Here is a 13,899-nt window from a genome sequence, read left to right as displayed (position 1 = left end):
TGCTTTTCCTATAAAATTAATGCTGCGGGTTCTTCCAAATATGTTTTCATCGCCTTCAGGAATGCAGCGGCAGGGGCGCCGTCACACGCTCTGTGATCAAATGTCAGGCTGAGCGGCAGGATCGTGCTTCTGACGATCGCCTCCCCTTGATACACCGGTGTGTCATAGCTTGCTCCGATGCCGAGAATGCCTGTTTCCGGCGGATTTAGTATCGGTGTGAAATGCTCAACTCCAAACGCGCCAAGGTTTGTAATGGAGAAGGTAGAGCCTTGCAGTTCTTCGCTTCCCGCACGTCCCTCGCGTGCTTTTTTGGCATTTTCTGAGATGGATTGAGCCAGTTCAATCAGCGATAGCTTTTCAGCATGGCGGATGACAGGCACCACTAAGCCATTTTCCAAGGCTACAGCCATACCAAGGTGTACATGGGGATGTGTGATAATGCGCTCATTTTGATAAAAGCTGTTCAGCACAGGGTGAGCTTGCAGAGCGAGAACGGCGGCTCTTGAGACAAAATGAGTGATCGTCAGTTTTGTGCCGTATCTCTCTTCCGCAGTTGGTGAAAGCTGTTTTTGAAGAGTGGCAAGCTTGGTGATATCAGCTTTCATCGTGATCGTCAGCTGCGCGCTGTTTGCCAGGCTTTCCTGCATTCGGGCAGCGATGACCTTTCTCATGCCTGTCACCGGGGTTTCCTGCGCTTTCTGATCAGAAACAGGTTTTGCCTGAGCTTTTTTCTGTTCAGCCAGCGCCTTTGTTACGTCATCCTTCACGATTCTTCCGCCTGGTCCAGTACCTTTCAGCTGTTTTAGGTCTAATCCTGCTTTTTCTGCTATTTTCCTGGCGACTGGAGATATTTTCATTCGATCTTTTTTGGAGGCTGCGGGTTTGTTTTCTTGTTTGACGGGCTGAACGGCTTGCGGCATATTGTCTTCAGCAACAGGCGCCCCCGCCTCTTCCTGCACCGACTCATTGGCGTCCCCGATATAGCAGATAGCTGTGCCGGGCGGAACCTCTTCTCCCTCTTTCACTTTGATATCGATCAGCGTTCCTTTTTCAGGCGCTTCGATCTCCATTTCAATTTTCTCCGATTGAATGCTGGCAATGCTTTCTCCCTTTTCAACCGGGTCGCCTACTTTTTTATTCCATATCGATACTTCCCCTTGTTTCATGGCCATTCCCAATTTTGGCATCACTACTTTTACCGCCATTTGTGTCCCCCCTTTAATTCATTGCCGGCTCGCCAAGCAATTCAAGCGTGACGCTGACAATTTTATCTGGTGTCGGCAAATATTGATCTTCAAGCACTGGTGAAAACGGAACCGGTGTATGCGGCGCTGTAATCCGTTTAATCGGCGCATCAAGCAAATCAAAGCCCTTGTCAGCGACAATCGCAGCAATATCCGTGGCAATGCTGCATCGCGGATTGGCTTCATCAATGATGATCAGCCGGTTTGTTTTTTCTAACGATGTAAAAATCGCATCCTCATCCAGAGGAGACAGACTGCGCGGATCAAGGACCTCGGCTTCGATGCCCCTCTCTGAAAGCTGTGCAGCCGCTTCAAGCGCAGTATTGACCTGCTTGCCGACTGCAAAGAGCGTAACATCATTGCCTTCGCGTTTGATATCCGCTTTTCCGAGGGGAATTGTATAATAATCTTCCGGCACCTCGCCCTTCATGTTGTAGGACGTTTTGTCTTCAAAGAAGAACACCGGATCATTATCTTCTATTGCTGCAAGCAGAAGACCTTTGGCATCATACGGATTGGATGGAACAACCGTCTTCAGTCCAGGGATGCTCGTGAAAAGGCCATAAAGCGCTTGTGAATGCTGGGCAGCGGCCCGGAACCCTGCTCCGTATGTGGTGCGGACGGTAATCGGCACTTGCGCTTTTCCGCCGAACATATAACGGAATTTCGCCCCTTGGTTGATCACCTGATCAAAGCACGTGCCGATAAAATCGTTAAACATCAGCTCGGCAATCGGTCTCAAACCGGTTGATGCCGCAGCCATAGCCGCACCCATATAGCCCGCCTCAGAAATCGGAGTGTCCAGCACTCTTGTACGCCCGAATTCCTGTACGAGTCCCTTTGTGACCCCTAATACACCACCCCATGCTTCATCATCCTGCAAATGATCGACCGCCGCTCCCCCGGCGACATCCTCACCGATCAAAAGCACATTTTCGTCTCTTCTCATCGCAAACTTCATTGCCTCATTGATCGCGTCTGACATGCTTATGACTCTCGCCATCTCTTACATTCCTCCTTTTTCATATGAAACGTACACGTCTGTCAGCAGCTCCGAATCTTTTGGATATGGGCTGTCTTCGCTGAACGAGACGGCTTTTTCAATCGATTCGCTGACACGCTGTTCAATGTCTGACAGCTTATTAGCATCTGTTTCTTTTAAAAGGTAGTTTTTAAAACCTTGAATGGCATCCTTTTCTTCAAGGTGCTCAACTCTTTCATCCTTCGTTTTATAGGTCTGGGCATCCCCTTCGAAATGGCCGTAGTTTCTGTAGGTCATACATTCAATCAAAGACGGGCCGCCGCCGTTTCTTGCTCTTTCTATCGCTTCCTCGGCTGCCTGGTAAACTGCTAAAATATCTTTGCCGTCAACTGTCACCCCCGGCATGTTATAAGCAGCCGCCCGATCGGCGATTGAATCACAGGCTGATGCGTACTCAAATGGGGTAGCTTCGCCATAGCCGTTGTTTTCAGCAACAAATACGACAGGAAGGTTCCATACAGCCGCTAAATTCAGCCCTTCGTGGAAGGTGCCTTGGTTATTTGCCCCGTCCCCGAAAAAGCAAACGCTTACATTTTTAGTCTGTTTATATTTAGCCGTTAGCGCTGATCCGCATGCGAGCGTAAAGCCGCCCCCGACGATTCCATTTGCGCCTAACATGCCTTTATCAAGATCCGCAATGTGCATAGAACCGCCCTTGCCTTTGCACAATCCGGTCGCTTTCCCGAAAATTTCCGCCATCATGCCGTCCAGATCACAGCCTTTGGCGATACAATGTCCATGTCCCCTGTGAGTGCTTGTAATGCTGTCGCCATCATGTAAATGAGCGCACACCCCTACAGCCACGGCTTCCTCACCGGCATATAAATGAACAAATCCGGGAAGCACTCCCTGGGCGAACAGGTCATGCACTTTGTCTTCAAAGCCCCTGATCTCCAGCATCTTTTGGTACATCCACAGCGCTTTTTTCTCAGTTAATGACAAGCCTTCTCGTTTTAACAATTTCATTTTGTGCGCCTCCTTCTATTTAGGGTTCACCATTATAAATGCAAGAAGTGTGCCAGTCTTTTGAGCCCGTAAAATCAGTCTTCTCGTCTTCACTTTGGAGACAGTTTGAGACGTGTGTCTCGTTTTGTCTCAAACTGATTCATTTGTCTCGTTTTACAGCATGCAAAAAAGACCGGATATCACCCGGCCTTTGACAATGATCGACGTATTTATTTCCTTGGAAATCTTTTTAACTTCCTAGTTTCTCTGCATCGTTTGACTGAATAGCTGCTTTTGAAAGAAAATCAATTGAATATTTGACATATCCAATATCGCCGTCCCCGTCCTTCTGCATACAGTCTATCGTGCCGTTTGAGTATGTATATCCCTTTTCATTAAGCGTTTTTCTGACCGTTTCCGCCATCTTTGCGGCATCTGTTTTTGATAACCCGCTGGCGTCTAACTGAATCGTCATGCTCATAGGCGCTTTTTCAGCCAGCTGTTTGTTCCATTTTGTATCTAACGTGAACTGTCCGTTTTCAATACTCAAAGCAGCATCAGCTTTTATAAGTCGAGGAACCGCTTTTTTCAGATCTGCTTCGATTGCCTTCGTTGATTCTTCATTTACATGTTTTGATACTGATTCGGTATACGCTTCTTCAATTCCATCGCACGTTACTTTAGGATGCAGAAATCCCTTCGTACACATTGGGTAGCGATGAGATTGGGAGGTTGCTTCGAATACATATTCAGAGGTTTTAGCGTTATATACCCCATTCGTGATCTTGATTTCTTTCTTAGAATAGGTTTGTTTCACATAAGAGACTAGCTTCTGTTCTGCAGCATTTTTCGAAAATGGATCACCGAACCATACATGATAGATATATAGTCCGCATCCGAATAACGCAATGGCAAGCAAGCCAAACACAAGTTTTTTCATGTTCCCACTCTTTTCTTCATATGTACGTGTTACAGTTCATGCTTTTCTTCAACAGCCCGGTTCAGCGCTTGGAGCATATAGCCTATGCCTTTGTAAGATGATAGCGGCCAGCTGATATGCTGGTGTTCTCCGATGACGGCGTTTAGAACGCTTCGATATTTTTTCCCGCCAAGCATGACAAGCTCTTCGATGTCTGAAAAGCCTTTTTCGTGAAATTGGCGGCGCAGCTCGTCCGCTGTCATGATTTCCGGATGACCGGTGCCAAAAGTGACATCGTAATTTCCCGATACGAGATCACCAGGACGGAGGAACCCGTGCTTCGCAGACAAAATCACCCACTCATCGAAAAATGTTTTCGCATACCGCTCGCACGCCTGATGAAACGGGCTGAGATAAGCGTCCTCTGCTCTTACCGGCCCGGCATCAGGCTGGACGTCCCAGATTTTTTTCTTGCCGCAGGGGATGATGCATAGCCGTTTCATTTTTCTCTCCCCCTTTATAAGATATCTCCACTAAATATACCATTATTTTCTTACAATAAATTAGAGAACAGACAGGCTGAGTAAAAGCTGCGTACAAAAAAGACCCGGATTTACCGAAAATCCAGGTTTATTTTAGTCAAGAATTGTGTTAGCCTTTTTTGAATCAAGCACTGCAGTTACTCTATCCCATCAAGATACTTTCTCTCAAAGTCGTCGAGCAATGCACGCACTTCATCTGTTGACTTTGTGTTCATGCATTGATTTCTTAATTCACTTGCCCCTCGGAACCCGCGGAGATAAATTTTGAAAAAGCGAGGAAGAGGCTTGTACGGACGGGCTTCTAATGCTGAATATTTATCATGAAGATCCAGATGCAGCCTTAAGAGATCAAGCAATTCCTTGCTGCTATGCTCTTTCGGCTCCTTTTCAAAGGCAAATGGATTTGTAAAAATACCACGCCCAATCATAATTCCATCAACACCGTATTGTTCAGCAAGTTTTAAGCCAATTTTGCGGTCAGGGATATCCCCGTTGATTGTCAACAGTGTATCTGGTGCCACCTCGTCACGAAGTTTCTTAATCTCCGGGATGAGTTCCCAATGGGCATCTACTTTGCTCATTTCCGCTCTTGTACGCAAATGAATAGAAAGATTGGCAATATCCTGTTTCAAAATGTGTGTCAGCCACTCGCGCCATTCATCCACATCCGTGTATCCAAGTCTTGTCTTCACGCTTACAGGCAATCCCCCTGCTTTTGCAGCTTGTATTAATTCTGCCGCAACTGCAGGACGGCAAATAAGGCCGCTTCCCTTTCCATTCCCCGCAACATTAGGCACAGGGCAGCCCATATTGATATCTAGTCCTTTAAATCCTAACTCTGCCATGCCAATACTCATTTTACGGAAGTTTTCAGGCTTATCTCCCCATATATGGGCCACAATTGGCTGTTCATCCTCTGTAAAAGTCAAACGGCCGCGCACGCTATCCTTCCCATCCGGGTGGCAATAGCTCTCTGAGTTTGTGAACTCTGTAAAAAACACATCCGGTCTGCCTGCTTCACTTACTACATGCCGGAAAACAACATCTGTCACATCTTCCATTGGTGCCAGTACAAAAAATGGCCGTGGCAATTCACGCCAGAAATTTTCTGTCATAACAAAAATCAAATCCTTTCATTAGAGGATACAGCTATACCTGTATCTCAATATTTAAAAACTGACCATGCTTTCTTTTTACACTTATCGCATGCGAAAGCATTTCTTATCAATCTATAGTAAATTTTGAACATTTCACTCTTTACACTTAAAAAGTAAACCGAAAAATAGAAAAGGCAGTTTGGGGCATACGGTAAGGTACATGATCCTGATTTCGGTTTTATACTCCTGAAAAATCGAGAAATGACCTGATCAAAAAGTGAAAATTGAAACCCACACACTATGTGTGAGTAAACATAAAGTTTCCAACCAAATTTCCATCTTTAGTGATCTCAAGAACAGATAGTCCGGGCAGGCTATGCATGAAAAAGACCCGGAAATCGGCAATGTTCATTCTACCGAAATCCAGATCTAATTAGGAATTAATGAGACGATTTCAATACAAGTCTCGCCACTGCTTCAACATGCGCCGTCTGCGGAAACATATCGACAGGCTGGATATAGTCCACGCTATAGTCCTTCGACAGCGTCTGCAAATCCTTCGCAAGCGTGGATGGATTGCAGGAAACGTAGACGAAGCGTTTCGGTTTGACTTTTTTGATCGTGTCCAGGAACGTGCTGTCACAGCCGGTTCTTGGCGGGTCTACGATGACGACGTCCGGGCGGAAGCCTTCTTTCGTCCATTTCGGGAGCCAGTGCTCGGCTGTTCCTGTTACGTATGTGGCATTTGCCATGCCGTGTTTTTTGGCGTTTTTCTTGGCATCGTCAATTGATTCCTTGATGACGTCCATGCCGCGGACTTCCTTCGCTCCGTCCGCCACCCACATGCCGATAGTGCCGACGCCGCAATACGCATCAACGACTTTTTCTTTTCCGGTCAGCTGCGCCGCTTTTTTCACTTCATCATACAGCTTGACGGTCTGTTCCGGATTGAGCTGGAAGAAAGCGCGGGCGCTCAATTCAAAAGATACGTCGCCGAGCACTTCTTGAATCACTGTTTTTCCGGCGAGCGGTTTTGTTTTCTCACCAAAAATCACTGAGGTTTTCGCCCCGTTTACATTCTGAATAATGGATTTGACCTCTGGCAATCGCTTTTGAATCGCTTTGACGATTTCTTCCTTGTGCGGAAGCGTTTCTTTTGCGGTTACAAGCACGACCTGCACTTCGCCTGTTTCAAAGCCGACTCTCGTCACGATCGTGCGAACGTCGCCTTTTCGTTTTCTTTCATTATAAACAGACACATTGAAGTCCTCTAAAATGCGGCGGACGATGCCTGTTGTTTTGTTCGTTGCCGGATGCTGAACGATACAGTCTTTAATCGGCACGATGTCATGAGAATCAAGGCCGTATAAGCCGGCGATGATGCTCCCACTTTGCGAGCGTCCGATCTGGAATTGGCTTTTGTTGCGGTAATTCCACGGGTTGTCCATGCCAATCGTTTCTTTGATTTCCATGTTCTCTACTTTAAACTTCGTATGGCGTTCAAGAGACTGAATGACGATGTCGCGTTTTTCCCGAAGCTGCTGGCTGTATGCAAGGTGCTGAAGCTGACAGCCGCCGCATTGTTCGTACACGGGGCAAGGCGGTGCCACCCGGTGCTCAGACGCTTTGCGGATTTTCTTAATGCGGCCCTCCGAAAACTTAGGCTGGACCTTTGTGGCCTGCACAACAATCTCTTCACCAGGAAGCGCGCCGGGCACGAAGACGACTTTTTTCTTAAAATAGCCGACACCTTCTCCGTTAATGCCGAGACGCTTAATCGTCAGCGGAAAGGTTTGTCCGACCTTCAGTTCGACGGGCGCCTGTTTCTTTTGTTGGTTCACGTTGTTCTCTCCGTTTCTATATGAAGCTTTCTGCGGATGGCAGAAAGTGAAATGGTTTTTTCACATCTTTCTAGTATAACACGTTTGCAGAATTTCCTTCATTGTCAGATGAATTATTCTATACTCCTCCACAAATATAAAGACGCATAGCTTAAATAAGGCTCCCACTCCTTGCTCATCGCCAGCATGACATCCTTTGCCGGCTTATCGTCCAGCTGAAAGTGGCGTTTGATGGCATTCTGGAGGCCGATATCGGCAAGCGGGAATAAATTGGGACGGCCAAGTCCGAACATGAGGATATTTTGCACGGTCCACGGGCCGATACCCCTGATTTTGATCAGTTTCTTCATAATGTCTTCATCCGCCATATGCGGCAGCTCTGACAAGCTGAGTGTGCCTTCTGCGATCATCCTTGATGTATCAATGGTGTATTCCGCTTTTCTCATGCTGAATTGCAGATCACGCAGATCCTGATACTCGAGTTCTGCAATCGTTTCCGGCTTTGGATAGCACCACACGCCATCCTTCTGCTCGCCAAACGCATGAACAAATCGTTCTGTTAGCGTGTAAGCGAAGGAAAGATTAAGCTGCTGGTGGATAATGCATTTCATCATGCAGTTGTACACGCTATAGTCCAGAACAAGCGGCGTCCCGGCATGCTCTTCAAAAATGGCGGACAGGCTCGTTTTTGAAAAGTGATCCAGAACGTGCTGCAAATGATTTTCCCATTGAAAAATCCGCTTGATTTCCTTCATCATTTCTTCCTGATCCGTTTCCCCGCTGACGAGGAACTCAGGCTCGCCCGCATGGCCTAACGCCTGTACCTTTACAATACATACGTCCCCTGCTTGATTTCTGATTGGCACACGGACTTCCCTCGCCTCTCGATCAACAGCATTGAGGGGGTCTAAAGACAGCCTGTCCAGCACGCGGTCAAAATGATACGGAGGCGTGACAGATACTTTTTCCTTCCACATGAGATCCACCCTTTTTCCGTTTTTGTTCAGTATAACATGCCGCTGGAATTAGGCAGAGAGTACCGTATACTTTTCTCATAAAGACCGCATGATATAATGGCAGGTGGAGGGTTGTTTATGATCAACATTACCGCAATCACAACAGAGCATCAGCTGCTGAAAAATATACCGATCGAACGAGTGGAACACCCTGATATTGCATGGTACTGGGTTGATTTTTACGGCCCGGAGGATACGGAAACAGCATTATTGAGAGATTTTTTTCATTTTCACCCGCTTGCCATTGAGGATTGCTTCCAGCATATGCAGCGGCCGAAGCTTGACCATTATGACGGCTATCGTTTTTACGTGATTCATGCGCTGAATAAGGAAACACTTGAGACGGAGGAAGTCGATATCTTTCAAGGTGAAAAATTTGTCGTCACCTTTCATTTACACGAAACGCCCGGTATCGCTAAAGTCCGGGAGCGTTTGTATGCTTCACCGGACATATTGAAAAAAGGACCCGGGCATATTTCTTATATGATCATGGATCAGCTTGTCGATGAATATTTTCCTCTCGTGTATAAAATCGAAGACCGGCTGAATGAAATTGAAGAAAGCCGTCCCCACAAAACGTATGGAACGCTGATGAACGAGGTGTTTGATCTCAGAACAGACCTATTGCATTTGAGACGGACAATTATTCCGATGCGTGATTTGCTCTACCGGATTTTAAGCCTTGACCATGTGAAAGAACAGCGGGAAACGAAAGCCTATTTCAGCGACATATATGATCATTTGTTAAAGTTGTCTGAAATTGTGGAATCCAACCGTGACATGACGTCCGACTTGCGTGACAGCTACGTGACGCTAAACTCAAACCGGATGAATGCGATTATGATGACACTGACGATCGTATCAACCATTTTCATCCCGCTCACCTTTATTGCCGGTGTATACGGTATGAACTTCGACTTTATGCCGGAGCTGCATTGGAAATACGGATATTTCGCTGTACTTGGCCTGATGGCCGCGCTTGTGATTGGAATGCTGATTTGGTTTGTACATAAAGGATGGTTCAATATTTTTAAATGAGGACAGCGAGCAGCTGTTCTTTTTTGTTGTAAGCCGATCGCTATGCATATTCTGTTCATATTGTTTATAATGGAAAAAATATTCAGGGAGTGATCAGATTGAAAATTGCTGTCATCGGGCTCGGCAATATGGGACAGCCCATTGCCCGAAATGTTCTTCAAGCAGGCTACGAATTGACTGTCTATAACCGGACGAAACAAAAGACAGAAGACCTTGTCACAGAAGGCGCACAGGCAGCTGATACGCCGCGGCTGGCGGCAAAGTCCGCTGATATTGTCATCACAATGCTTGCAGATGATGATTCTGTCAGCACCGTGACATTCGGAGAAGACGGGCTGCTTGAAGGATTAGCAGAGAACGGCATTCACATCTCGATGAGCACAATCAGTGTTGAGTTCTCAGAAAAGCTCGCAGCAGCTCATGCAGAGAAAGGACAATTTTTTCTCGCCGCTCCTGTCCTTGGCAGACCGGATGCCGCAGCCAAAGCCGCGCTCCGTATCATAACAGCCGGACCGGCGGAAGCAAAGCAAGCTGCCAAGCCTTTGCTCGACAGCCTGAGCCAGCAGGTATTTGATGTCGGCGAAGAAAGCAAGACGGCAAATGCAGCCAAAATCAGCATCAATTTCTTGCTTGTGTCCATGCTGGAGGCGTTATCTGAATCCTTTTTAATGATGGAGAAATACGGCTTAGAACAAAAACAATTTTTAGAAATCGCCAGCGCGCTCTTTGGTTCTCCAGTCTATCAAAATTACGGAACCATTATGGCCGAGCAGAAATTTGAGCCGGCCGGCTTCAAAATGTCTTTAGGGCTGAAGGATACCAACCTGGCACTCGCCGCCGCAAAACAGGTTTCTGCAAATCTTCCTCTTGCCGAGCTGGCCAAGAGCCATTTTGAATGCGGGATTGAGAAAGGCTTCGGGGATCTGGACTGGGCCGCACTGATTAAATGTATAAAATAAAGAAAAACCTCTCCGTTTAAGGAGAGGTTTTTCTCTTTTACAAAGACGGCAGCCTCATTTCTTTCTCAAACATCAGATCATCAATGCTTTTAAATGTGTAGCCCTGTTTTTTCAGATCTGTAATCGCGTCATCCAGCGCTTCTGCATTGTCCCTCGATACGGTGTGAAGCAGGTAAATGGCTCCCGGGTGCGCCTGCTTGATCATATGATCGTAGGCATATTTCTTTCCCTTTTGGTTGTTGATTTTCCAATCAACAAAAGCGACCGACCAGAAAACGGTTTGATAGCCGAGGCGTTTCGTTTCTTTCAGTACGTACTCACTGAACACGCCGCGCGGCGGACGCAAGTACAGATTGTCCTGCTTTCCCGTAACTTTATAAACCTCTTCGTTGACTGAATCAAGTTCATCCTGAATCTGATCAGCTGTTTTTGTCGTTAAATCCGGATGGTGAAAGGAATGGTTGCCGATAATATGGCCCTCATCTGACATTCGTTTAATCAGCTGAGGCTGGTCCTTTACGAAATGCCCGGTGACAAAAAACGTTCCTGTTACGCGATGTTTTTTTAAGACATCAAGCACTTTTGGCGTATAGCCATTTTCATACCCGTTATCAAACGTTAAGTAAATCGTTTTTTCCTTTGTATTCCCTAAATAAAACGCATCATATTTTTCAATTAAGCGGTTCAGCTGCTTCCCGGCATCTGGCGGCTGATGATTGACACTTCGTTTAAAGCCCCAATTAATCGGCTCATTCGGCACCGCTTCCGCCTGTGCTGCACCTCCGGCAAGCAATACGGCGGCGCAGCATATTGAACACATCCACTTCATGGCCAGCGCTCCTTCTGCATTTTTTCTTATTTTACAGATAGGGGCTTTGTTTTATACTGTTGCTTTATGCCAATAAAAAAACCGCAGCGGGCGCGCGGTTTTATTCCCAATCTTTTTTAAAACGTTCGTATTTGGCTTCCAGGTCATCAAGCATGCTGATAAGCCTGTCTATATCTTCAACGTCGGTTGCTTCAGGGTCTAATGAATCGATGACGTTCATAAACATGTCAAGTCTGTTCTTTAAATAATCAATCTGCTGATCTTTATTGTTTACGGCGTTCCCCATTCTGTTCCTCCATTCATTTTTTATTATGGTAGCTCATTTTTTGCCGTTTTTCAATCGCCGCGCTACTTGCGATCTTGGCAAATCAGGTCTAAAATTAACTGTTGGCAGCGTTAGTATGCCCATTTATAAAGGAGTTAGATAGTCATGACACAAAACACGAAGCTGCGTCCGATTACGCCTGAGTTTGATCCTTGGGAAGCCTATATGGATGTTGACCAATACGGAGACATGCAGCTGACAAACGTTGAATTCACAACGACGACACTGTGCAATATGAGATGCGAGCATTGTGCTGTAGGCTATACATTGCAGCCTAAAGACCCCAATGCTCTGCCAATAGATCTTCTGTTAAAACGGCTGGAGGAAATCCCGCGCCTCAGATCCATCAGCATCACAGGCGGAGAGCCGATGCTTTCGTTGAAATCAGTAAAAGAATATGTTGTTCCTTTATTGAAATATGCCCATGAACGGGGTGTGCGGACACAAATTAATTCAAATCTGACCCTCGACATCGAGCGGTACGAATGGATCATTCCGTATCTCGATGTGCTACATATTTCTCATAACTGGGGTACAGTTGAAGATTTTGCTGAAATCGGCTTTGCCATGATGGACAGAAAACCGACCTTCGAACAGCGCGCGCGCTATTTTGAAAAAATGATCGAAAACAGCCGCACGCTCGTGGACGCTGGGGTTATGGTATCTGCGGAAACGATGCTGAACAAACGAACACTTCCGCATATTGAGCATATTCACCGCCAAATCACAGAAGATATGAAATGTCAGCGTCACGAGGTCCACCCAATGTATCCAAGCGATTTCGCAAGCGCTCTTGAATCCCTCAGCCTGAAAGAGATGAGACAGGCCATTCACCGCTTGCTGGATATTCGTGATGAAAATACGTGGATGCTGTTCGGAACGCTGCCGTTTTATGCCTGCAGTCCGGACGAAGACGACCAAAAGCTGCTTCGCCGGCTTCGCGCGGCGAAAAACGTCACAGTGCGAAATGACCCTGACGGCCGGTCCCGCCTGAATGTGAACATTTTCGACGGAAACATTATCGTGACCGATTTCGGTGATACCCCGCCGCTTGGCAACATTCAGACGGACAGCCTCCCTTCCGCCTATGAAAAGTGGAGAGAGACCAAGCTTGCGAAAGAACTGAGTTGCCACTGCCCGAATGTCCGGTGCCTCGGACCGAATGTTCTTGTCAAAAACAGTTATTATCAGGATACAGACTTCACAAAACGTCAAGCCAGGAGTTAGATGCGGATGAAAGAAACACTTACGGAGATTTTTCAAAATAAAATCGTCGATATTCTCCTCGTTGCCGTTATCCTTTGGATCGGTGTCTTTATCATCAACCGGCTGGTACAGCTATTTTTTAAACGGACGGATTTTATTGAAGAAAAAAAGGAAAAAACGATTGAAAGCCTTGTCCGTTCTGTCACCCAATATACGGCAACAATTGGTTTTATCTTTTACGTTATTTCTTTATTTGTGCATGATTTCGGCAAGATATTGGCCGGGGCGGGCGTAGCAGGTATCGTGATCGGTTTTGGCGCCCAATCGCTGATCAAAGATGTGCTGGCTGGTGTGTTCTTAATATATGAACGCCAGCTGCACAAAGGCGATTATGTCACTGTCAACAACTTGTTCAACGGGACAGTGGAGGAAATCGGCCTCCGCTCGCTGCAAATCAGGGAATGGAGCGGGAAGCTGCTCACCATCAGCAACGGCGAGGTCAGACAAATAGAGAACTATAATATTGATTTTATGCGGATTACCGAATCCTTTCTTATCAGCTTTAAAGAAGATCCGGACCGCGTGTACAGCGTGTTGGAAGAGGCATGTGACATGCTGAACGAAGAGCTTCGTGATTCATTGAAGCGGGATGAATTCGGCAATCCGACAGAACCATTTCAAATCCACGGCATCACCGCATTGAATAAAATCAATCGCGGCGTCGAATTTACGGTTAAAGGCATGGTGAAAGATGATGATTATTTCAGTGCCAGCCTTGCAGTAAGACGGGTTCTCGTTCGCCAGCTCTACCAAAACAATGTGCAAATGCTTGAGGAAGCGGTCCGAATCGAGAGAACCCAATAAACAAAAAAACTGATTCCGAGTTGGAATCAGTT

Annotated in this window: 14 protein-coding genes; 4 read left to right on the top strand and 10 right to left on the bottom strand. The window is 46.4% G+C overall.

From position 1 onward, the window contains the following. Nucleotides 1-8 precede the first annotated feature (8 nt). From acoC to NYE56_RS03935, 8 genes are all read right to left on the bottom strand, one after another. Nucleotides 9-1,205 carry an acetoin dehydrogenase complex dihydrolipoyllysine-residue acetyltransferase gene (gene acoC / locus NYE56_RS03970; protein ID WP_341283500.1) on the bottom strand — a complete coding sequence of 399 codons (1,197 nt, stop codon included), beginning with the start codon at nt 1,203-1,205 and terminating at the stop codon, nt 9-11. A 13-nt stretch (nt 1,206-1,218) separates the two neighbouring features. Then, nucleotides 1,219-2,247: an acetoin:2,6-dichlorophenolindophenol oxidoreductase subunit beta gene (acoB, locus tag NYE56_RS03965; protein ID WP_167560157.1), complete on the bottom strand. Its 1,029-nt coding sequence runs from the start codon at nt 2,245-2,247 to the stop codon at nt 1,219-1,221. A 3-nt stretch (nt 2,248-2,250) separates the two neighbouring features. Next, a complete protein-coding gene (gene acoA / locus NYE56_RS03960; RefSeq protein WP_341283499.1) occupies nt 2,251-3,252 on the bottom strand; it encodes an acetoin:2,6-dichlorophenolindophenol oxidoreductase subunit alpha in 1,002 nt (333 codons plus the stop codon). Between the two features lie 229 nt (nt 3,253-3,481). Next, nucleotides 3,482-4,171, bottom strand: a complete 690-nt coding sequence (locus NYE56_RS03955) for a YfjL-like protein (protein ID WP_341283498.1) — start codon at nt 4,169-4,171, stop codon at nt 3,482-3,484. A 29-nt stretch (nt 4,172-4,200) separates the two neighbouring features. Then, on the bottom strand, nt 4,201-4,653 hold the full coding sequence (locus tag NYE56_RS03950; RefSeq protein ID WP_341283497.1) for a DUF6884 domain-containing protein: 453 nt from the start codon (nt 4,651-4,653) through the stop codon (nt 4,201-4,203). Between the two features lie 176 nt (nt 4,654-4,829). Next, nucleotides 4,830-5,807, bottom strand: a complete 978-nt coding sequence (locus NYE56_RS03945) for a tRNA dihydrouridine synthase (RefSeq protein ID WP_341283496.1) — start codon at nt 5,805-5,807, stop codon at nt 4,830-4,832. A 422-nt stretch (nt 5,808-6,229) separates the two neighbouring features. Then, nucleotides 6,230-7,630: a 23S rRNA (uracil(1939)-C(5))-methyltransferase RlmD gene (rlmD, locus tag NYE56_RS03940; RefSeq protein ID WP_341283495.1), complete on the bottom strand. Its 1,401-nt coding sequence runs from the start codon at nt 7,628-7,630 to the stop codon at nt 6,230-6,232. Nucleotides 7,631-7,743: 113 nt separating this feature from the next. Further along, a complete protein-coding gene (locus NYE56_RS03935; RefSeq protein WP_341283494.1) occupies nt 7,744-8,607 on the bottom strand; it encodes a DNA-3-methyladenine glycosylase family protein in 864 nt (287 codons plus the stop codon). Nucleotides 8,608-8,724: 117 nt separating this feature from the next. On the opposite strand from NYE56_RS03935, the gene corA reads away from it, so the two are divergent. Both corA and NYE56_RS03925 read left to right on the top strand, forming a co-directional pair. After that, nucleotides 8,725-9,684: a magnesium/cobalt transporter CorA gene (corA, locus tag NYE56_RS03930; protein ID WP_341283493.1), complete on the top strand. Its 960-nt coding sequence runs from the start codon at nt 8,725-8,727 to the stop codon at nt 9,682-9,684. Between the two features lie 98 nt (nt 9,685-9,782). Next, complete coding sequence (locus NYE56_RS03925; protein WP_076458582.1) at nt 9,783-10,643, top strand: NAD(P)-dependent oxidoreductase; 861 nt, start codon at nt 9,783-9,785, stop codon at nt 10,641-10,643. 37 nt (nt 10,644-10,680) lie between these two features. Here the strand turns inward: NYE56_RS03925 and pdaA are convergent, their stop codons facing one another. Both pdaA and NYE56_RS03915 read right to left on the bottom strand, forming a co-directional pair. Next, the gene (pdaA, locus tag NYE56_RS03920) at nt 10,681-11,472 is read right to left on the bottom strand and encodes a delta-lactam-biosynthetic de-N-acetylase (RefSeq protein ID WP_341283492.1); all 792 of its coding nucleotides are present in this window, start codon (nt 11,470-11,472) and stop codon (nt 10,681-10,683) included. A 100-nt stretch (nt 11,473-11,572) separates the two neighbouring features. Next, nucleotides 11,573-11,758: an SE1561 family protein gene (locus NYE56_RS03915; RefSeq protein ID WP_003223132.1), complete on the bottom strand. Its 186-nt coding sequence runs from the start codon at nt 11,756-11,758 to the stop codon at nt 11,573-11,575. A gap of 144 nt (nt 11,759-11,902) precedes the next feature. On the opposite strand from NYE56_RS03915, the gene yfkAB reads away from it, so the two are divergent. Together yfkAB and mscC are read left to right on the top strand one after the other, a co-directional pair. Then, nucleotides 11,903-13,024, top strand: coding sequence for a radical SAM/CxCxxxxC motif protein YfkAB (gene yfkAB, locus NYE56_RS03910; RefSeq protein WP_003233655.1), 1,122 nt, complete (start codon nt 11,903-11,905; stop codon nt 13,022-13,024). Then, on the top strand, nt 13,025-13,867 hold the full coding sequence (mscC, locus tag NYE56_RS03905) for a mechanosensitive ion channel protein MscC (RefSeq protein ID WP_010886444.1): 843 nt from the start codon (nt 13,025-13,027) through the stop codon (nt 13,865-13,867). It abuts the gene before it with no gap. The last annotated feature ends 32 nt before the right edge of the window (nt 13,868-13,899 follow it).

The organism is Bacillus sp. FSL R5-0603 (assembly GCF_038050295.1).
GTDB lineage: Bacteria > Bacillota > Bacilli > Bacillales > Bacillaceae > Bacillus > Bacillus subtilis.
This window is presented reverse-complemented; position numbering and strand designations above follow the sequence as displayed.